Below are 19,472 nucleotides of genomic sequence, written 5' to 3'. Positions count from 1 at the left end.
TACGACTTACAACGAATTCTTTTCCAGTAATTTCTTGTCGGCTGCCGACAGATTTACCAGCGCGTATTTCTGCTGATCTGTAATAGTCATTTCATCCAGCGCGTCCACCAGGTCACGGTACTTGGCATCCTGAACGCTCTTGATAAGTACGGTAGGTGCGGGCTGTTGCCGCTGCCGCTGAAGTAACACCTGCCGCAGGCCGTCGGAGCCGAAGGTTGTGGTGTGCAGCGTGGCGGGCTCGGCTTCGGTGTTCAAGCCGAAGAAGTAATGCACTTGGCCGCTCTTGCCTAGAATCAGGGTAAGCGCTCCTTTTTCAGAAACAGGAGTTTGAGGACCCTTGCCGTCAGGCATAGCTAGCTCCATCACAGTGGGCTTGTTGAACGAAGCCGTCAGGATGAAGAAGGTGAGCAGCAGGAAGGCCAGGTCGACCATGGGAGTCATGTCGATGCGGGTCGACATTTTCTTGCGGCGAGGTTTGGTACCACGGCCAGCGGGAGCGGAAGATTGAATTTCAGCCATAACAAGAACGGTATATAGTGAACGAACAACCAAGCAACGGTGCTGTGCAGTTGCTTATTGTTAGGTGGTTCAGCGCACCAGATAGCTCAACTCCAGGCCTCGGCTCCAAACCACCGAATGCCCATCGGAGTCAGGCAGGCATGCAGGCGTACATCATGGGGTGAGGCGTCTTCAATGGCAGGCACCGGCTGTTCCCAGCTCATCCCAATGCGCAACGCATCGGGGCGGCACTCGCTCAGAAATCGGTCGTAGAACCCTTTGCCATACCCCACACGATGCCCTGTTATGTCGAAGGCCAGCAAAGGAATCAGCACGGCATCCAGCTGTTGCGGAAAAACCTCCGGAGCCTCCACTGGCTCCGGAATACCCCAGCGGTTGGTAACCAGCCGGGTATCAGGTGTGAGGTGGTGGTGGCGCAAGCTCACGCCATCGGGCTGTACTACGGGCACGGCCAGCTTCACCGGAAGGTCATACTCCCATATCCAGCGGATAATCTCCCAGGTATCTGGCTCGTGCTGCTGCGGAATTGGCAGAAACACATGCAGCCACTCCCACTGCGCTATGCTGAAGTAATAGAACAGATGCTTGCGCAACATCGTGCTACGCCGTGCCAACTCGTACGGCGGCAACGCCTTGCGGCGAGCAAGCATGTATTGGCGCAGTTCGGCTTTCACTGACATTGCTAATCTTGAGCTTTCTTAGGGTGTGTGGACAGTCACATTTTGTAGCGCGGAAACCACAGGAAATCCGTTCCGCGACGAGCACAGCGAGTATCCGGTACCGCACCATCTGATCCTGACGCGTAGGAACTCGCGCTGCTCGTCGCGGAACGGATTTCCGCGCTACCTCACTCCTCTTCCAGCACCGTAAACTCCAGCGCCAGCGGGTCAAATGCCTCCAGCAATTGGTCGATGAACTGCGGATTGTTGATTAGGATGCTGAGCACGTTGTCGATTCGTTCTTGCAGCTGGCCTTCGGGCATGAGCTTTTCTTTGAGCGCGGCTAGCTGGCTGTAAGCTGTTTCGTGCTTGGCTTCCGAAGCTTTGCTAAGGCGCTTTTCCAAACTGGCGAGACTGGTAGCGGCTTTCTGCTGTTCGGCGGCCACGGTGCGCACCAGCGTAGGGTCGAGGCGCTGGGCCAGATCGGCTACTTCCTTGAACACGGCTGCCAGCGCCTGTTGCTGCGTGGCCAGGCTGATTTCCTCCTGCCCCAAGGATGCGCCTACCTGCTTCTTCAAATCTGACAATGGCCGGAAAATATCCGTCGACGTGAGCCCAAGCTTGCGCAGCTTACCCGCAATGGCTTTGCCAATATACTGGGCCGAATTACGAAGCAGCAAAACCGGATACGGCACCTTATTCTCGGCAAACACTTGCTTCAGCTGAAACCAATACGCCACCTCCGCGCCGCCCCCGATGTAGCACAGGTTGGGCAACAACAGCTCCTGGTACAACGGCCGGAGCACCACGTTGGGGCTGAACTGCTCGGGGTGCTGCCGGGCCAGTTCCAGCAGTTCTTCCTGCGTGTGACATCGATTGGTGTTGCGCACCGTTATCTGCACGCAGTCGGCCGCTGCATCGTATTCCAACCGTTCCCGCTTGCCGGCGTAAGTCAGGAAAAACAAGTTGAGAGGGCGCGAATACACTTGGGGTTTAAAACCAGCGGCTTCCAGCTGGGTATTGGCGGCCTGCACGGCTTTGTTGGAAGCCTGCTCCAGAATCTCGCGCTCCAGCACTGGCACCAAGGCTTGCTTCAGCTCAGGCTTATCGGCATCGAGGCTTACTAAGCCGTACTGCCCAAATAGGCTGTGCGTAAGTCGGCGCATGGCATCGGCTAGCGTTGCCGATTCATGATAGGCTTCGTGGAAAGCAGTTGGTACGTCGGCGGGCAGTTGGTCTAGTAGTTCTTCCCGCAGGCCGTCGAGCTTCAACCGACCTACTGGGCCGCCTTGTTCAGCGGAGTTCCACTCGTATTTCTTCCCAAACAGGTGCAGATGGTTGATTTCAGCGAAGTCGTGGTCTTCGGTAGCCATCCAATACAGCGGCACGAAGTCGTACTGCGGATACTGCTCTTTCAGCTGACGGCTAAGTTTTACGGCCGTTACTATTTTGTACACGAAATACAGCGGGCCGGTCAAGAGGTTGAGTTGATGGCCGGTTGTGATAGTGAAGGTGGTATCTTTTTCCAGTAAGTCGAGGTTGGCCTGCACCTGCTCGTGTACTTCGGGTAGCGTGGCGTATTGCTCCCGTAAAGCAGCTACCAGCCGCTGCCGTGCCTCGGGAGTGTACTGCGCCTTTTTCTCTTCTATCTGCGCCGCAAACGTATCGAGGGCCGGGAAGCGGTGGTAAAACGGGGCTAAAGACTCATGCTGGGCCAGATAGGCAGTGATTAAGGGAGAAAACGCGCCGGTATCGGCGTAGCGCAGGGTCGTGACAGACATACAGTGGGGAATAATTCGGCTATAACCGGCCAGCCGCCACAAAGTAACTGGCAATTTGTGGGATCAGCTTAGACGAGGCCTCGCTTGCACCAACAAAAGCCCAATTTCTATATAATTAAAAGTTTATATATCAGCAGTTTGCGTCAATATAATACTGAATCATATCTGCTTAAATAGACAACTATAACTAAACTACCCACGTACTAGCAGCTGTCATTTTGCATTCTGGATCATAAGCTCAATATAGATAATATCACTATTTCTATTTTATAGAATTTTTAGGCAAAAAAGCCTGCAGATCTTGCAACAACTCCATATAAGTTTGCAATATTTGGGCATTAAAACGTTTTAATGCCGCGTGATCATGGTATCCAATATCCAACAACCCAAAACCTACTTCCCTAATCTAGACGGATTACGCACGCTAGCTTGCTTAGGAGTTTTTGCTTTCCATGGTCTTGTCGCCAACGCACCTGGGGGAGTAGCTTCTTCACCTGCGTTTAGCGTATTCAATAAAGGCACTCTGGGTGTCAATTTCTTCTATGTACTATCCGGTTTTCTGATTACCTACCTTCTCTTGGAAGAAGAGCAACGGCATCAGCGAATCGACTTGCTGGCTTTTTACCGTCGCCGTATCCTGCGTATTTGGCCCTTGTTTTATGTGGTCATTGGATACGGTTTTTTTGTGCACCCGCTCATCATGCACTTGCTGCACATGCCCCACCACGAAACTGCAAGTTTGGGGCTGCACATGATTTTCCTAGGCAACATGGACTCGGTGTGGAAGGGGGCACAGCCAGCGGCTGGCAGTTTGGCCGTGCTGTGGTCGGTAGCTGTCGAAGAGCAGTTCTATCTGGTATGGCCCATCTTGTTGATGTTTCTCTTTCGTCGCTGGCGGCCGGGCGCGTTTTTGCTGATTATGGCGGCCTCTTTTTGGTTCCGCTTCACTCATCAAGCGAATTTTTTCCTGACTTACCGGCATACATTCGCCGTTATGTCGGATATGGCAATGGGTGGCGCTATTGGTTGGCTTAGTTTTCACTATCCAGCTTTCCGCCAATCTATAGCCGGCTGGTCGCGTTGGACTATCACAGGCATTTATCTGCTCGGCTTACTTACTCTAGGGCCGCAGAAGTTTCTTCCTTCAGCGGTAAAAGCAGTTACTGATCAACACATCACCCAATCGTTTTTCTTTGTTCTGGTCATTCTAGAGCAAAATTACGCTACCCGCTCTTGGTTTAAAATCAAGAATATTCCCTTCCTGACGTATTGGGGAACGTTCACTTATGGCTTTTACTGCTTACATAGCATCGTGCTTGAGCTGTTGACTATTGGCTCTGATCAGTTGCACGTACCTTCCACTCCGCTCAACACGGTCATCCGAGTTGGAGTTGGGTTGCCTATAAGCGCGGGGCTAGCGTGGCTGAGCTACACCTACTTTGAAAAGTATTTCCTGCTCCTGAAAAACAAGCGCAAGCTAGCTATCGAACAAGATGGCAAGGCCGTGGAACCAGTCATCACCCCATCGGGCCAGCTTATGCAGCTAGATTTAGGAAGTCCCTCTGCGTAACCAAGAAGCTGAAAGTCAATTGAACTTCTCCTAAACTTTCTGCTTGATCTGGCGTCCGCATGTGGCGCCTCAAGCCAGGAACCGGAGGCGTAGTCGAAGCACCTCGCGTACTGACGTTGCCAAAGTAACTTGATTACCACTCTAGCGAGATACTTCGACCACACCGCAGGACGTTCGAGTAACTCTCTAAACAGGCTTCCAAGAAATTAATAAGGTTCCATCAACAAAAAGGCGCTCCTTCTAGAAGGAGCGCCTTTTTGTTGATGGGTAGGTCTTGTTGATTACGAAACGAGTTGCCCGTATAAATCAAAGTCCGAAGCTTCGTGAATTTTAACGTTAGCGAAGTCACCTAGGCGAATAAAAGTATTCTTCGTGGCGGGTACCAGCACTTCGTTGTCCACTTCGGGCGAGTCAAACTCGGTGCGGCCCACGAAGTAGCCGCTTTCCTTACGGTCGAAAAGCACCTTGTAGGTCTGCCCGACTTTCTGCTCGTTCAGCTCCATCGAAATGCCTTGCTGCAACTCCATGATCTGGTCGGCGCGGTCCTGCTTTACGTCAGTCGGTACGTCGTCGGGCAGGCTGAAGGAATGGGTGTTATCCTCGTGCGAGTAGGTGAAGATGCCAAGCCGGTCGAAGCGGGTTTGCTCCACGAAGTCGTAAAGGTCCTCGAAATCCTGCTGCGTCTCGCCAGGGTGGCCGGCAATGAGGGTAGTGCGCAAGGCAATGTTGGGCACACGCTGCCGAATGGTATCCACCAACTCAATAGTACGGCGCCGGCTGATGCCGCGCCGCATAGTTTTCAGCATGTTATCGGAAACGTGCTGCAAGGGCATGTCCAGGTACTTGCAGATGTTGGCACGCTCGTTCATCACGTCGAGCGCCTCCAGGGGGAACTGCGACGGGTAGGCATACTGCATCCGGATCCACTCGATACCGTCCACATCAGAGAGGTGACGGAGCAAATCGGCTAGCTTCCGCTCGCCGTAGGCTTGCAGGCCGTAGTAAGTCAGGTCTTGCGCAATCAGGATCAACTCCTTGGTGCCCATACTAGCCAGGCGCTTGGCTTCGCGCACCAGATCTTCTATGGGGCGGTCTACGTGCTTGCCGCGCATCAGCGGAATGGCGCAGAACGAGCACGGCCGGTTGCAGCCTTCGGCAATCTTGAAGTAGGCATAATGCTGCGGCGTAGTCAGCAGCCGCTCGCCCACTAGCTCGTGCATGTAGTCGGCTTCCAGCGTTTTCATCAGCTGCGGCAGCTCCAGCGTCCCGAAGTAGGCATCGACCTGCGGAATTTCCGCCTCCAGGTCGTCTTTGTAGCGCTGCGAGAGGCAACCTGTTACGTAAAGCTTCTGCAGTTTGCCCGCTTCTTTTTCGTCGGCGTAGCGCAGAATGGTATCAATGCTTTCCTGCTTGGCGTTATCGATAAAGCCGCAGGTATTGATAATCACAATATTAGCGTCGCTCTTATCAGCCTCGTGCGTCACCTCGAACTGATTGGCGCGCAACTGCCCCATCAGCACTTCCGAGTCGACAACGTTCTTGGAACAGCCAAGCGTGATGACGTTTACTTTATTGGCCTGCTGGCTTCTAACTTTCATAAGGAATGGTAACGCGAAGTTTCACTTCGCGAATCGTTGAACGGCGTACCGGCCCGGTAAAGTTCAGATGGTACGGCTGGTCCGCGAAGTAAAACTTCGCGCTACTTACTTTTTAAACAAGGAGTTGACAAACGTGCGCCGATCAAACAGCTGCAAGTCGGTCATCTTCTCTCCTACCCCAATGTAGCGCACCGGCACCTGCAACTGGTCGCTGATACCAATGACTACGCCGCCTTTGGCCGTGCCATCGAGCTTGGTGATGGCTAGGGCCGATACTTCGGTGGCTTTCGTGAATTCTTTGGCTTGCAGAAAAGCATTCTGCCCGGTACTACCATCGAGCACCAGCAATACTTCGTGGGGCGCATCCGGAATCACCTTCTGCATCACGCGCTTGATTTTGTTCAGCTCGTTCATCAGGTTCACCTTGTTGTGCAAGCGGCCGGCCGTGTCAATAATCACGACGTCGGCACCCAATTCCACTCCCTGTTTGATAGCGTCGTAAGCTACCGAAGCCGGGTCAGTATTCATACCGTGTGAAATCACCGGCACGCCTACCCGCTGGCCCCAAATGATAAGTTGGTCGACGGCGGCGGCCCGGAATGTATCGGCGGCTCCTAGCACCACCTTCTTGCCGGCACTGTGGAAACGGTGGGCCAGTTTGCCAATAGTAGTGGTCTTGCCCACCCCGTTTACGCCCACCACCATAATCACGAAAGGCTGGCCGGGGCTATCGGGCCGATCAAGGATGGCATTGGAGCCGGAGGTGCGATTGTCTTGCAGCAAGTCCACGATTTCCTCGCGCAGGATGCGGTCCAGCTCCGAGGTGCTCACGTACTTGTCACGGGCCACGCGCTTCTCAATCCGGTCGATAACCTTTACGGTGGTATCGATACCGACGTCGGCGTGCACCAGCAACGTTTCCAGGTCGTCGAGCACCGCTTCGTCCACGGTAGCTTTGCCCACCACGGCTTTGCTGAGTTGGTCGAAGAAGTTGGTTTTGGTTTTTTCCAGCCCTTTATCCAACGACTCCTGCTGCTCCTTGTTTTCCTTGTCTTTTTTGAAAAAATCGAAGAGGCCCATCTATTGGTGCTTAGTGCTTGGTTGGTAGTGCTTAGTTGCGCAGCCGCTATGAACGGCGGCAGGTTCACTCACGCTATTTGCTTACTTAAGTAACTAAGCATCAACAACTGAGCACTAAGCACTAGAATAAATCCCCAACACGAAAAAAGTCCCACACTGGCGGGACTTCTTCACTTCGGTCAGGGGGCCACGAGGGCGCTGAACTACTTAACGCCAGTGCTTAAGTACTCCTGCACTTTGTCAACGGGCACCATTTCCTCGCGGAAGGTGTAGGCACCAGTTTTATCGGACTTGACAGCGCGAATAACTTTCGCCCAGTCTTTGCCGCCTGCTACTTTCAGGGTTGCTACTACTTTCTTAGCCATAACTCAATTACTTGATTTCCTTGTGAACGGTCATCTTCTTGAGCACGGGGTTGAATTTTTTCAATTCAATGCGCTCAGGCGTGTTCTTGCGGTTTTTGGTGGTGACGTAGCGCGAGGTGCCCGGCTGACCCGAGTTCTTGTGCTCGGTGCATTCGAGGATTACCTGCACCCGGTTTCCTTTCTTAGCCATCTCGACGGGGTTTTTGGGATTAAGGACTGCAAAGGTACAGCTCTTTTCGGGATTGACAAGTGGTTGAATAGTTAAATTGTTGATGGTTGGTTGTTGATTGTTAAATAGTTGTTGAGTAGCGAAATGGTACTGAAGCAACCAAACAAGCTTCTTAGCCCTACATGATGGTGCGAGAGGTCTTACCATTCTAGCACCGCTACTTGATCTAAAATCAACTTTTACCATAAACTCTAGGCCGCTGCACGACCAATATTGGTCTTCCTCATTCACCGAAGCTGTTCAAGAAGTCCACTAAATTTCTCCAGGCCGTCTCATGCTTGATCTGGCGTCAGCACGTGGGAGGCTCCGGCTGCGCTTAGCAGGACAGACAAGCAATTATCTGAGCGTCTTCACCCTCAATCAGCCGCCAGCTATTTCAACAGCGGCAGTTTAAAATCGTCGAGGGCGCTTGGCTTAGCCATCATGGCTTCTACCTCGGCTACCGTGCGCGGCGCTTCCTTAGATAAATTCTCGGCGCCCGTGGTGGTGATGAGCACATCGTCTTCGATGCGAACCCCAATATTCCACCACTTCTTGTCGCAAGGGCTACCCTCCGGGATGTAGATGCCGGGCTCCACTGTGATGACGTTGCCGGGTTTGAGGGGACCGTAACTGCCCCGGTCGTGCACGTCGAGGCCGAGGTAGTGGCTGGTGCCATGCGGGAAATAGCGGCGCATTTCTTCAAACTTCTGAATGATGCCTAGCTTGATCAGGCCCTCTGCTACCACCTGCTGCGCGGCTTTGTTGGGAGCCTGAAACTCGTTGCCGGGCTTACACTCCCGGATGGCGGCATCCTGCGCCGCCAGCACCAGTTCATATATCTGCCGTTGGGCAGCGCTGAACTTACCCGAGGGCGGCGCGGTGCGGGTTACATCGGCCGTGTAGCCGTGGTACTCAGCCCCGCAGTCCATCAGTACCAAGTCGTTGCCTAGGTGGAGCTTGTCATTGGTTACGTAGTGCAGAATGCAGCTGTTGTTACCAGCTCCCACGATGCTCGGGTAGCCTTCGAACTCGGCGCCATACTGCTTGTAAACATATTCGTGTAAGCCCTGCACTTCCATCTCCCCCATATCAGGGCGCAGAGCTTTCATTACTTCTTGTTGCCCTACGGCGCTAATGCGGACAGCCCGGCGCAGCAGGTTCAGTTCCTCGGGAGTCTTTATGGCGCGCATTTCGTTTAGCGCGTCATCGAGCACCGCGTTTTCAAAACGGTTGATGGGACGGGCAGCCATAACTTTTTGACGCTCGGCATCGGTAGTGGCTTGTAGGTAGTTCTGCACGTAGGCATCCGCTACCAGGGTTGGCTGCGTTTTCACCATATTTTCCAGATACGCTTTTACCTTGACTGCATTTGTGATGCCGGAGCGTTCAATTAGACGGTACAGTTCAACCTTCTTGGCATCGTATGCGACTGGAATAGCCGCCTGCTGGCGGAAGCTAGCAACTAAATCAAACAGGTCGGCGGGGTCTTGCGCGTCATCGCGCACATCGGTGAGCAAGTCGAGAAAATGGATGTGTTGAAAGTCTGCCCACCGGATACCGGCTCCCGCGAAACCCGTGTTGTCGGCTACATACTGTAGTTTCAACTGTTGCTTTGCTCCTTCCGTACCCAATCGTCGGCCCGTCCAGACCTCGGCCTTGGGGTTGCGCGGCTGCACAAACAAAGCCTCGGTAATTCCTGCTTGACCGCCCACGGTTTGCGGCTCTTTGAAGACCACCAACACAGCGTCGGGCTCGTCGTAGCCGGTCAGGTAGTAGAAGTCGGGGGCTTGGTGGTAGATGTAATCAACATCATTGGCCCGGTTACGGACTGGCGCCGCAAATAGCACCGCCACTGACCCGGCCGGCAGTGCCTGCCGCAACAACTCCCGCCGACTTTTGTGAAAGGCCGGGTCCAGAAAATCGGTGGGACGGCCGGAGTCCGCCGCCCGCTGCGCGTATCCGTTATGTAGCGAGGCACTTAAACCGAAAGCGAGCAGCAGCGGGCGGAAAAACCAGGTCATGGCGAGAGCAAAAACGCAAGAATGGAATCAGGCAGATACAACAAAGACGCGTACCCGAACCGAAAATTGCTTTTTAGTTCAGGTACGCGTCTGCTAATACGTTTGCGCTAGAGTAAGCCGGGAAGGCTAGACTAGTAAACGATGAAGCCTTGCTCCTTGGCCTTCTTCAGGACCGACATGATGCCGTTCTTGTTGATGGTGCGGATGGTGCTGGTAGCTACTTTCAACGTCACCCACGAATCTTCCTCGGGGATGTAGAAGCGCTTCTTCTGCAAATTCGGGTAGAATTTGCGTTTGGTCTTGTTGTTAGCGTGCGACACGTTGTTGCCTACGCGGGTACGCTTGCCGGTCAAATCACAAACTCGGGCCATGATATCTGAAGGTTGAGGTTACAATGCTAGAAACAGGGGCGCAAATATCGGTATAAGTTTGACAATAGCCAAATGTCTCCTCAACAAGTCAATAGGAAAACCCTGACTTGCTTTTATGATAGGCGGCTGCGGCTGAAACAGAAACGCAGAAAACCGTAGTTTTGCCAACTGCCAACTAATCTGAAATGGTTGGCCCTCTCCTGTAACTACTTGCTCCTATGCTGAAGGAACTCTATCAGTTCGTATCGCCCAAATACCAAAATCTGTTCCTAGAGTATAAAGTTAGTTTCGAACCGCGCTACGGTCATGGCAAACCGCCGCACCAGCCGCTCTACGACCTCATCAACCGGCACCGGGAAACGTATCGGGAATTGCTTAATGGCATCCTGACCTACAAGCCCATCTTCGAGCAGGTAAAAGATGCCAAGGTTGAAACCGACGCCAAGCAACCCGCTTGGAACAACACCTTCTTGCCGGGCCTCGACATAGTGGCTATTTACGGAATGCTCGCGCATTTTCGGCCGGCACAATACGTAGAAGTAGGCTCGGGCAACTCCACCAAAGTGGCCGCCAAGGCTATCCGCGACCAAAGCCTGCCCACTCAAATTACGTCTATCGACCCCTACCCACGGGCTGAAATCGACCAACTGGCCCAACACGTAGTGCGCAAGCCTTTCGAGGATACCGACTTCTCGTTTCTGTATTCGCTTAAGGCCAACGATATTCTGTTCATCGACAATTCGCACCGGGTGTTGCCCAACTCCGACTCCATGGTGTTCTTCCTAGAAGTGCTGCCGCGGTTGGCCTCCGGCGTCATCGTGCACATTCACGACATCTACCTACCCTACGATTATCCGCAGTTCATGTGCGACCGGGCGTATTCCGAGCAGTACATGCTGGCCGCCTTCATCCTGGCAAACCCCGAGAAGTACGAAACGATTCTGCCGAACTACTTCATCAGCCAGGACCCCGAGCTGAGTGGCATCTTAACCCCTCTTTGGCAGCAGCCGGCTCTACAGGGCGTTGAAACCCATGGCGGCTCTTATTGGCTGCGAGTGAATTAACCACCTGCCTGTTATAACCTGCACCACAAAGCAAAAGAGCGCCACATGTGTTGGGCGCTCTTTTGCTTTGATGGTCTATCTGTATAAAGCGTATCTGTGTAAACTAGCGTATGGTCACTCTGAATGAAATTAATTATAGTAGCAAGGAGAAACGCCTCATGAACACGGCCAGAGCAGAAACTGAAAGGTTTCTCCTACTAGGTTAGCGCTTATGCAAGCTACCTACTGTTGAAGCCCGCCGCATCACATGTAGATGTGACACGGCGGGCTTTTATTTAAACCGTCATTCGCTGTAGCTGCAGGCCTACCTATGAACCTGTTTGAGAAGTTGATTACCTATGCTGCTTGATCTAGTATCCTCTTCTCAAAGCGGCTGGCTTGCTGATGTTGTGTTCTGCGCGGATGCCGGATCAAGCACGACATTCAATCGGTTTTCTACTTGGCGGATTTAGCTTTTCGCCACGGGCAGTGCCGGCAACCATTGCCGCAGCAATTGCCACGGCGACGGTGGTACTGCTCGGTGAAGACCATGTAGCCTTCCGGGGTGAGGTAATAGTCGCCGGGTTGGAGCGGTTGCGCTAGAAAAGCGGAGTTAGGCATAGAACTGTTCAGCAAGCAGAGAGGCCGCAAAGTTCCACTCTAATTTTTTAACTGAGCTATATGAGTGGTTTGTGAGGTTGTAATCTGCTATCCTAATCTTCATGGCCGGGCGCTATGGTCGTAGGAGCTTGCTGTAATTCCTTGGTTTCCTGTGCCAACCGCTGCTGCTCTTTCAGAGAAGGCTGTTTAGGTAGGTTATCTAAGTCGGGCTGCCCGGCGTCCACCCAACAGGTGTACCAAAAAGCTCCAATCAGGCGTTGCGCCAGCCGCATTTGCCGCTCCACCTGACCCGTAAGCCGCTGATGATATTCGCGGCTGAATTCGCGAGAATACACGCGGACTGTTTGGTTGTTGCGCTCCTCGAAGCCGTACTTTTTATCATCGGCGAACTTGTTGGTTAGCTCTTTCTCGAACCGCAGCACCGAATCTACGGCCGCATTGGAGCGAGCTACGGTTGTCCAAATAGTTTTGGACGGCGACTCCAGATACGGCGCGGGACCTGTGAAAAAATCGTAGTTCGCGGCTAAGATTTCGGGCAGTCGGGACTCCCACAAGCCGTGAATGCCACGCTGGCCCGTAAGCTGGCCATTGTAGTTGTGCGTGGTATGCAGCGGCACGCAGGCATCAGCTATATAATGCCCCAAGTCCGCCGATAAGCTTAGAATCCGGTCGGCGTCGCGCTGGCGGAAGGCTTCGGTCAACTGGCCCTTCATCCGGAATACCTGCCAGGTCACAATACCGTGGCGCATCAGAGAATCTTCGCCGTACTTGGCTACTGCGTCGGCATACGAGCGGGGCAGCTTGGCCAGGGCAGAGTCACCATATACATCCACGTCTAGGAAGTGGCGAGCCGCTTCGCCGGGTACCACCGAGCGGCGGGAGTCGGGCCGGGTGGCATTTTCGGTCAGATACTCGATGTTGGTCTTGTAGAACCCAATCATCTCGGGTGGCAGCGTGAACACCGCCAGCCGGTTGATGAGCCGATGCCCGAAGAAACCCCACGCCTGCGGCTGCTGCGGCCACAAAAGCAACACTAGGAAGAGGAGCAACGGTAGTTTTTTCTTCATAACACGAGAAATAGGCCCGTAGATATAAACTAAGAACAAGTGATTGAAGTGATTGGGCCTTAGTACACTGCCAGCCCGAAAAGCAAAACAGCGAAAATACCTAACCTCTTGTTCAGCTCCAACAGCTATTTCTCTATTTTGATGCCGCTAACCTACCGCCGACCTTGGCTGACAAACCGCATGCGGTAGTCGGCATTCACGTCGCCTTTACTGATGCGCGTGAGCTTTCCCTTGATGAGCTGCTTTTTGAAGCCGGAAATCTTGTCGGTGAAGAGTACGCCCTCCAAGTGGTCGTATTCGTGCTGAATGACGCGGGCCGTCATGCCGCTGAAAGACTCTTCGTGTGGCTGGCGGTTTTCGTCTTCGTAGCGAAGCACGATATCCTCGTTGCGGTATACCATTTCGCGCACGCCCGGAATGCTTAGGCAGCCTTCCTCGAAACCCCATTCTTCGCCGGTTTCACTTACCATTCGGGGGTTGATAAAGGCGCGTTTTACAGGCTTCTCGGCATCAGTGAGTGGCTCGCCGGTTTCCTCGTCTTCGGTGTCAATCATTGGCTCCGAATCGATAACGAACAGCCGGATGCTTTTGCCTACTTGCGGCGCGGCCAAGCCTACGCCGTGGGCGTGGTACATGGTTTCAAACATATCCTGCACAACCTGTTTCAGCTCGTCGGCTGGAAAGTCTTGGGGAATGTCTTTGGCGCGGGTTTTCAGTACAGGGTCGCCAAAAGCAACTATTGGGTAAATCATTGGGATGCGAGGAAAGATTGCAGAATAAGGGTGGCACTCACCCGGTCGACGGTGGCTTTGTCGCGGCGGTCTTTTTTGCTGAGGCCGCCAGCCAGCATAGCGGCGTGGGCCATACGAGAGGTATACCGTTCGTCTATCTCATGCACGGGCACATCAGGAAACTCACGGCGCAGGCTCCGGATCAGGCCCACAACGGCACTTGTGCTGTCGGTTGCTTCGTTGAGCAGCGTTTTGGGCATTCCGACCACAAGGGCCACCAAGGGCTCGCGCTGGTGATAGGCTTTTAAGTAAGTCAGTAAGTCCTTGCTGTGCACCGTGTCGAGGGGTGTGGCAATGAGCTGCAGAGGATCCGTCACGGCAAGCCCAACACGCTTATTGCCATAGTCAATGGCGAGAATACGGCCCATACCAGAACGATGTTCAAAAGAATACTATAGCACAGCCGCTCGGGCCACCGTTTCAAAGATACGACAGCGCATTAAAACCAGGGAGCTTCCTACCAGATCATACCAGCGCAATCTGTGGTTGCGCCTTTTTAAGACCTTAATTTATGAAATTAGTTTTATACTAATATTACCCATCCTATCGGGCCACATTATACAAGGTTCATGTTAAGCTAATTTGCACCGACATATGCACATTATATAATTTTTTGCTTGTAATAAAGATATAATTGCATTGTTATTCGAAAATTCATACACAAGAACTTATGATGCTATTATCTTGGAAATGTTTTAATATTTTTGAATAGCGCTTCTGTGTTGAGCGGCACTTCCACTGCCTGTTTCTATCCTAGCCTAAACCTTATCATGACAACAAAGTCCACGCCTCAGCCTATGCCTGCTTCGGAGCCTACTCCCCGCAACTCACGGCGGCAGGTGCACCAGCCGCTACTACTGGCGCTGACGTTGGCTTGTGGCGTGATCTTAGGAGCCAACCCATTCCAACCGTCCAGCCAAAACCCCGACGGTACGGCCCGTGGCTACCTCAAATTCAAGGAGATTCTGAGCTATGTAGACCGCGACTACGTGGATTCGGTTGACGCAGAGGCTTTATCGGATTATGCTATTGGCCGGATGCTAGAGCAGTTGGACCCGCACTCGGTTTTTATTCCGGCCAAACAGCAACAGCGAGCGGCGTCTTTTCTGCAGAGTGATTTTGACGGCGTCGGGGTGGAATTCAATATTTTCCGCGACACCGTGACGGTGGTGGCTCCGCTCAGTGGCGGCCCGGCCGAACTTTCGGGCCTGCAGCCCGGCGACCGGATTATGGCAGTGAACGGCGAGCGGGTTTCTGGCATTCATATTACCACTGAGCAAATGTTTGGGAAGCTGCGCGGTACTCGGGGCTCGAAAGTGACTTTGCAGCTTCTGCGTCGGCACCAGGCGAAGCCACTAAACGTAGCCGTTATCCGCAACCGCATTCCTAACAACTCAGTTGATGTAGCTTATCTGGTCGATAATCAAACCGGCTATATCAAAGTAAGCCGGTTTGCCAGTGGCACTTACGACGAGTTCAAGCAGGCGCTCGGCGACCTGCGCCGCCAGGGCATGACCAGCCTCGTGCTAGATTTGCGCGGCAACCCCGGCGGCTACCTCGACCGGGCTACTAAACTAGCCGACGAATTCATTGGCGGTACCCGCAAAATAGTTTACACCGACGGCAAAGGCGACCAGTACGACACCCAAACCTTTTCGCGGGTGGCGGGCGAGTTCGAGGAAGGTCCCCTGGTAGTGCTCGTAGATGAAGGCAGCGCCTCGGCCGCCGAGGTAGTTGCTGGTGCTTTGCAGGACCACGACCGGGCGCTGGTAGTTGGCCGCCGTACCTATGGCAAAGGCTTGGTGCAACAGCCGATTGCGCTTAACGACGGGTCGGAACTGCGCCTCACTATTGCGCGCTACTACACGCCCTCGGGCCGGAGCATTCAGAAGTCATACCGCAAGGGCTTGGCCGCTTACGAGCAGGATTTGCAGAACCGCCTCCGGCACGGGGAGCTGTTCCACGCCGACAGCATTCATTTCGACGACTCCTTACGCTACCACACCGACCATGGCCGCATAGTGTACGGCGGCGGCGGCATCATGCCCGACATATTCGTGCCCCGCGACACCTCGGCTTTCTCGGCGTACTACACGCGTTTGCAGAGCCACAATCTGGTGCGCGAGTATGCGGTAAATTACTTTCAGGAGCACAAAATGGAACTGGAAGCCATGCGTCCCGAGCAGTTTTTAAGCGGCTTCCGCATCACCGACGCGCAATTACAAGGCTTAGCCGAAATGGCCGCCCGTGACGGTATGCCCGCCAACCCAGCGCACTTGCGCCGCTGTGCTAGCCTGTTGCGCAACCAAATAAAAGCCTACGTGGCCCGCAGTGCTTACGGCAAACAAACGTATTATGCCGTGCTACATGATCAGGACGCGGAACTGAAGCAAGCGCTGCAAGCCGTAGGCAACGGTTCGGCCAACCCTATGCAGAAGCTATCAATGAAGTAAGCCTTGCTTCTAAGTACAGAAAGCTATTAGATCAGAACGGCCGGAGCTTCTTGCTCCGGCCGTTCTGATCTAATAGCTAGGAGGGGTTATAGGGGCAAAATTTTGCGGGGTTCCTGTAGCTTCCATTTCGCGCTATAACTCAAATCCACGGTACCTACTTCCCTAGATCTTCGTACCGAAACTGGCCTTTCACCCCTTCGAGCAGCTTCCCGTCGGCTTCGGCGTAAGGATAAACGAAGTAGTTCAATGGGCTGCTTTTTTGATGTGGAGCTAATACTAAGTCACGGCCCCGGGTGAGCTCGACGCGGTTTTCGTCGTGGGCCCCGAAGAAGTAGGTGCGGCGCGACGGGTCTTTGGCGGCTTCAGAGGCATCGACGGGCACCCAGCCAGTTTGCTTGGTGTAGAACTCGGCCCAGCAGTGGTAGCCTTTGATTTCACCGGCTCCGCGCTCGGCAGGTAGCGGGAAGCCGATGCTGAAGCGCGCCGGGATACCCAATGCCCGGCAGTAGCCGATAAACACGGCATGAAAGTCGGTGCAGTTGCCGCGGCGGGCGTCGCAGGCGTAGTAGATATCACCACGCCCCCAGCCCTGCCCGGTTTTGTCGTAGGTGACGGTACTGACGACGTGCTCGTAGATGGCGCGGGCTTTTTCGAGGTCGGTTTTGGCGTTGGCTTTGGTTACCACCTCCTGCGCCCATTCCTTGATTTTAGGATCAAGCGGGACCAGACGGTCGGGGGCCAGCCAGCGGGCCATGTTGGGGTCGGTAGGCTCCGTGGGGCGCGACGACGGCTTTGCGCCGGCCAAAAGTGGGTTCTGGTGCTCCCGCCGGGTGGCTTGAAAGCGCATATCAACGGTGAGGCCGGCAGCTTGTGCGGCGGGCACTTTCAGATGCAGCACCTTATTGCCAAATGGCGCGTTGGTGATGGTGTAGGGCACCTTGGTCTTGATTTCCAGCTGCTTTATATCCTGCGAAGCATCGGGGTGGGGCACAGGCAGCCACAGCTCCAGCGAATCGGTGCCGGTTGGCAGCGCCGGAACCGTCGCGGTATAATCGAAGGTGAACGTACGCGTCCGGGGTGTGGGTGCGGGTCCGGCGGCCAGCAAGGCAAAGCCCACAGGTAACAAGTAGCGGAGGATAGTGGCAGACATACAGGAAGCGGAACACCCAACTGGCTAATAGCAGCCAACACAGGAGTTGCAAAAGTAACGTATCGTATCGGAGGAGTGTTTAAGAACAGCCCCGATTCGGAGTGCCACCGGGTTTCGGTTTACACGAAGCCACTGCCCTAGATTCTGCAATACTGGTACTACGCATACACCAGCAACCTTTTCGCTTACCCGCATCCTCTCAAACGTTCTTACCTTCACGTACCAAGTTTCTCGCTCCATCCCACCCAAACCCACCCTGTTCGTATGGCTTACTACCACCGCCTCGGCCAGATTCCGCGCAAGCGCCACACCCAGTTCCGCCAGCCCGACGGCACGCTGTACGCCGAGCAGCTGGTGGGTACGCTCGGCTTCCACGGGGTCTCGTCGCTGCTCTACCACCAGCACCCGCCCACCGACATCCGGCAGGTAGGACAGCCCGAGCCGTTCAGCCCTAAGCTGCTCAAGGATCGGCCGTTGCAGCCCAGCCACTTGCGCACCCTGGCCCAGACTACCACCGGCGGTGACTACCTAACCGCCCGTCAAACCATGCTTGGCAATGCCGACGTTACGCTCAGCATCTGCAACCCCACCGAGCGGCGCATGCGCTACTACTACAAAAATGCGCTGGCCGACGAAGTAATTTTCGTGCACGAAGGCCGGGGTGAACTGTGGAGCCAGATGGGCAAAGTAGTGTTCGAGCCCGGCGACTACGTGGTTATTCCGCGTACCATCATTCACCAGTTGCACTTCGAGGAAGGACCGGTGCGCTTGCTGATTATCGAGTCGTTTAGCCCCGTGGAAACGTGCCGGCGCTACCGCAACCACTTCGGGCAGTTGCTGGAGCACTCGCCATATTGCGAGCGGGATATCCGGCCACCCAGCGAGTTGGTGACGGACGATGTGCAGGAGTCGGGTGAGTATCTGTTGAAGATCAAGAAGGAAGGTCAGCTGCACCAGCTTACCTACGCCCATTCGCCTTTCGATGTGGTGGGGTGGGACGGGTACTTCTATCCTTATGCTACCAGCATCCATGACTTCGAGCCGATAACCGGCCGCCTGCACCAGCCCCCGCCCGTGCATCAGCACTTCGAGGCACACAACTTCGTGATTTGCTCGTTTGTACCGCGGCTTTTCGACTACCACCCGCTTAGCATTCCCGCGCCCTACAACCACTCCAACGTCGATTCCGACGAGGTACTGTACTACGTAGCGGGCAACTTTATGTCGCGGCGGGGTGTGGATCTGGCGTCGTTTACCTGGCACCCGAGCGGCATCCCGCACGGGCCGCACCCCGGCACGGTGGAAGCTAGCTTGGGCAAAAAGGAAACCCATGAACTCGCCGTGATGGTCGACACATTCCGCCCGCTTTACCTCACGGAAGCCGCCTTACCCTACGTGGATCCACGCTACCCCATGAGTTGGCAACTCGACTTTGTGCCGGAGGCACCCAAAGCAGCCGACATGATGGATTAGTAGTTGACTAATATCGAATTGCACGCCTTCCTGAGATAGAATCAGGAAGGCGTTTTTTTAGCTTCAACAACAATAATTATCCTGAAACACGCCGTATTTTCGTAGCAAAATTCAAAATCTATGAAAAAAATACTGTTTTTATTTCCTTTGATGCTGTTGCTGGCCACGGTGGGCTGCGAGAAAATTGACAAGCTACTAACCTTCTATATCGAAGACTCTCAGAATATCAAGGTATCCAGCAGCTTCCCGCTTGGGAAGATAGTACCGCTCACGCCGCTTACCGTTACTACGAGGTCGGAAGAGAAGTTCAGTAACGAAGGCACCCGCGCTGATTTGGTGAAGGATGTCAGCTTAAACCGGCTTACTCTCACTATCACTGACCCAAGCAGTGAGAATTTCGATTTTTTGAGAAGCATCAAAATCTACATCAGCACCGACAGCAACGACAAGGTTTTGCTGGCTTCGCTGGAGCAGATACCACAAGGAGTCAAAGTCATTTCGCTGAAATCAAACAACGCAGTGCTTGACAAGTACATCAAGGCCAAGAGCTTCACACTGACTACGGAAGCAGTAATAGCTAAGCCCATCTCGCAGGACATCACGCTGCGCTGTGACACTCGCTTTAAGGTTACGGCCGATCCGCTGTAAGTGAGGCTGACCACTGTGAAAAGCCCCGTTCAGGTTGGAACGGGGCTTTTT

Annotated in this window: 19 protein-coding genes; 5 read left to right on the top strand and 14 right to left on the bottom strand. The window is 54.0% G+C overall.

The window, feature by feature from the left end; genetic code table 11:
- Window positions 1-6: 6 nt before the first annotated feature.
- The 3 genes from VF639_RS17710 to bshC all read right to left on the bottom strand — a co-directional run bounded on the left by VF639_RS17710 (window position 7) and on the right by bshC (window position 2,959).
- A complete protein-coding gene (locus tag VF639_RS17710) occupies window positions 7-519 on the bottom strand; it encodes an ExbD/TolR family protein (RefSeq protein WP_331147261.1) in 513 nt (170 codons plus the stop codon).
- An 86-nt stretch (window positions 520-605) separates the two neighbouring features.
- Window positions 606-1,199, bottom strand: coding sequence for a 5-formyltetrahydrofolate cyclo-ligase (locus VF639_RS17705; protein WP_331147260.1), 594 nt, complete (start codon window positions 1,197-1,199; stop codon window positions 606-608).
- A gap of 167 nt (window positions 1,200-1,366) precedes the next feature.
- On the bottom strand, window positions 1,367-2,959 hold the full coding sequence (bshC, locus tag VF639_RS17700) for a bacillithiol biosynthesis cysteine-adding enzyme BshC (protein WP_331147259.1): 1,593 nt from the start codon (window positions 2,957-2,959) through the stop codon (window positions 1,367-1,369).
- A gap of 364 nt (window positions 2,960-3,323) precedes the next feature.
- On the opposite strand from bshC, the gene VF639_RS17695 reads away from it, so the two are divergent.
- Window positions 3,324-4,529: an acyltransferase family protein gene (locus VF639_RS17695; RefSeq protein WP_331147258.1), complete on the top strand. Its 1,206-nt coding sequence runs from the start codon at window positions 3,324-3,326 to the stop codon at window positions 4,527-4,529.
- Window positions 4,530-4,810: 281 nt separating this feature from the next.
- Here VF639_RS17695 and rimO read toward each other — a convergent pair whose 3' ends face one another.
- The 6 genes from rimO to rpmB form a co-directional block, all read right to left on the bottom strand.
- A complete protein-coding gene (rimO, locus tag VF639_RS17690) occupies window positions 4,811-6,127 on the bottom strand; it encodes a 30S ribosomal protein S12 methylthiotransferase RimO (RefSeq protein ID WP_331147257.1) in 1,317 nt (438 codons plus the stop codon).
- A gap of 105 nt (window positions 6,128-6,232) precedes the next feature.
- Window positions 6,233-7,207, bottom strand: a complete 975-nt coding sequence (gene ftsY / locus VF639_RS17685) for a signal recognition particle-docking protein FtsY (RefSeq protein ID WP_331147256.1) — start codon at window positions 7,205-7,207, stop codon at window positions 6,233-6,235.
- Between the two features lie 203 nt (window positions 7,208-7,410).
- Entirely contained in the window at window positions 7,411-7,572 is a 162-nt protein-coding gene (locus VF639_RS17680) for a DUF4295 domain-containing protein (protein ID WP_022825072.1), read from the bottom strand.
- 7 nt (window positions 7,573-7,579) lie between these two features.
- Window positions 7,580-7,762 carry a 50S ribosomal protein L33 gene (gene rpmG / locus VF639_RS17675; protein ID WP_227610342.1) on the bottom strand — a complete coding sequence of 61 codons (183 nt, stop codon included), beginning with the start codon at window positions 7,760-7,762 and terminating at the stop codon, window positions 7,580-7,582.
- A 410-nt stretch (window positions 7,763-8,172) separates the two neighbouring features.
- The gene (locus VF639_RS17670; protein ID WP_331147255.1) at window positions 8,173-9,804 is read right to left on the bottom strand and encodes an aminopeptidase P N-terminal domain-containing protein; all 1,632 of its coding nucleotides are present in this window, start codon (window positions 9,802-9,804) and stop codon (window positions 8,173-8,175) included.
- A gap of 131 nt (window positions 9,805-9,935) precedes the next feature.
- Window positions 9,936-10,175: a 50S ribosomal protein L28 gene (gene rpmB, locus VF639_RS17665; protein WP_022825070.1), complete on the bottom strand. Its 240-nt coding sequence runs from the start codon at window positions 10,173-10,175 to the stop codon at window positions 9,936-9,938.
- Window positions 10,176-10,393: 218 nt separating this feature from the next.
- Here rpmB and VF639_RS17660 point away from each other — a divergent pair, with 218 nt between their 5' ends.
- Window positions 10,394-11,239, top strand: a complete 846-nt coding sequence (locus VF639_RS17660) for a class I SAM-dependent methyltransferase (protein ID WP_331147254.1) — start codon at window positions 10,394-10,396, stop codon at window positions 11,237-11,239.
- Window positions 11,240-11,674: 435 nt separating this feature from the next.
- Here VF639_RS17660 and VF639_RS17655 read toward each other — a convergent pair whose 3' ends face one another.
- The 4 genes from VF639_RS17655 to ruvX form a co-directional block, all read right to left on the bottom strand.
- Window positions 11,675-11,839, bottom strand: a complete 165-nt coding sequence (locus VF639_RS17655; protein ID WP_331147253.1) for a C1orf53 family protein — start codon at window positions 11,837-11,839, stop codon at window positions 11,675-11,677.
- A 92-nt stretch (window positions 11,840-11,931) separates the two neighbouring features.
- Window positions 11,932-12,906 carry a zinc dependent phospholipase C family protein gene (locus tag VF639_RS17650; RefSeq protein WP_331147252.1) on the bottom strand — a complete coding sequence of 325 codons (975 nt, stop codon included), beginning with the start codon at window positions 12,904-12,906 and terminating at the stop codon, window positions 11,932-11,934.
- 152 nt (window positions 12,907-13,058) lie between these two features.
- Entirely contained in the window at window positions 13,059-13,658 is a 600-nt protein-coding gene (def, locus tag VF639_RS17645) for a peptide deformylase (protein ID WP_331147251.1), read from the bottom strand.
- Complete coding sequence (gene ruvX, locus VF639_RS17640; RefSeq protein ID WP_331147250.1) at window positions 13,655-14,065, bottom strand: Holliday junction resolvase RuvX; 411 nt, start codon at window positions 14,063-14,065, stop codon at window positions 13,655-13,657. The genes def and ruvX overlap by 4 nt, the downstream gene beginning before the upstream one ends.
- A 402-nt stretch (window positions 14,066-14,467) precedes the next feature.
- Here ruvX and VF639_RS17635 point away from each other — a divergent pair, with 402 nt between their 5' ends.
- Window positions 14,468-16,150 (top strand): S41 family peptidase, encoded by a 1,683-nt coding sequence (locus VF639_RS17635; protein ID WP_331147249.1) that lies wholly within the window; start codon window positions 14,468-14,470, stop codon window positions 16,148-16,150.
- A gap of 154 nt (window positions 16,151-16,304) precedes the next feature.
- On the opposite strand, the gene VF639_RS17630 is transcribed toward VF639_RS17635, so the two are convergent.
- A complete protein-coding gene (locus VF639_RS17630) occupies window positions 16,305-17,300 on the bottom strand; it encodes a transglutaminase-like domain-containing protein (RefSeq protein WP_331147248.1) in 996 nt (331 codons plus the stop codon).
- A gap of 264 nt (window positions 17,301-17,564) precedes the next feature.
- Here VF639_RS17630 and VF639_RS17625 point away from each other — a divergent pair, with 264 nt between their 5' ends.
- Together VF639_RS17625 and VF639_RS17620 are read left to right on the top strand one after the other, a co-directional pair.
- Window positions 17,565-18,773: a homogentisate 1,2-dioxygenase gene (locus VF639_RS17625; RefSeq protein ID WP_331147247.1), complete on the top strand. Its 1,209-nt coding sequence runs from the start codon at window positions 17,565-17,567 to the stop codon at window positions 18,771-18,773.
- A 120-nt stretch (window positions 18,774-18,893) separates the two neighbouring features.
- On the top strand, window positions 18,894-19,421 hold the full coding sequence (locus tag VF639_RS17620) for a hypothetical protein (RefSeq protein WP_331147246.1): 528 nt from the start codon (window positions 18,894-18,896) through the stop codon (window positions 19,419-19,421).
- Window positions 19,422-19,472: the final 51 nt, after the last annotated feature.

Origin of the sequence: Hymenobacter sp. (assembly GCF_036387835.1) — a bacterium.
GTDB lineage: Bacteria > Bacteroidota > Bacteroidia > Cytophagales > Hymenobacteraceae > Hymenobacter.
The sequence above is the reverse complement of the archived record's forward strand: the minus strand, read 5'-3'. Positions and strand labels throughout refer to the sequence as shown.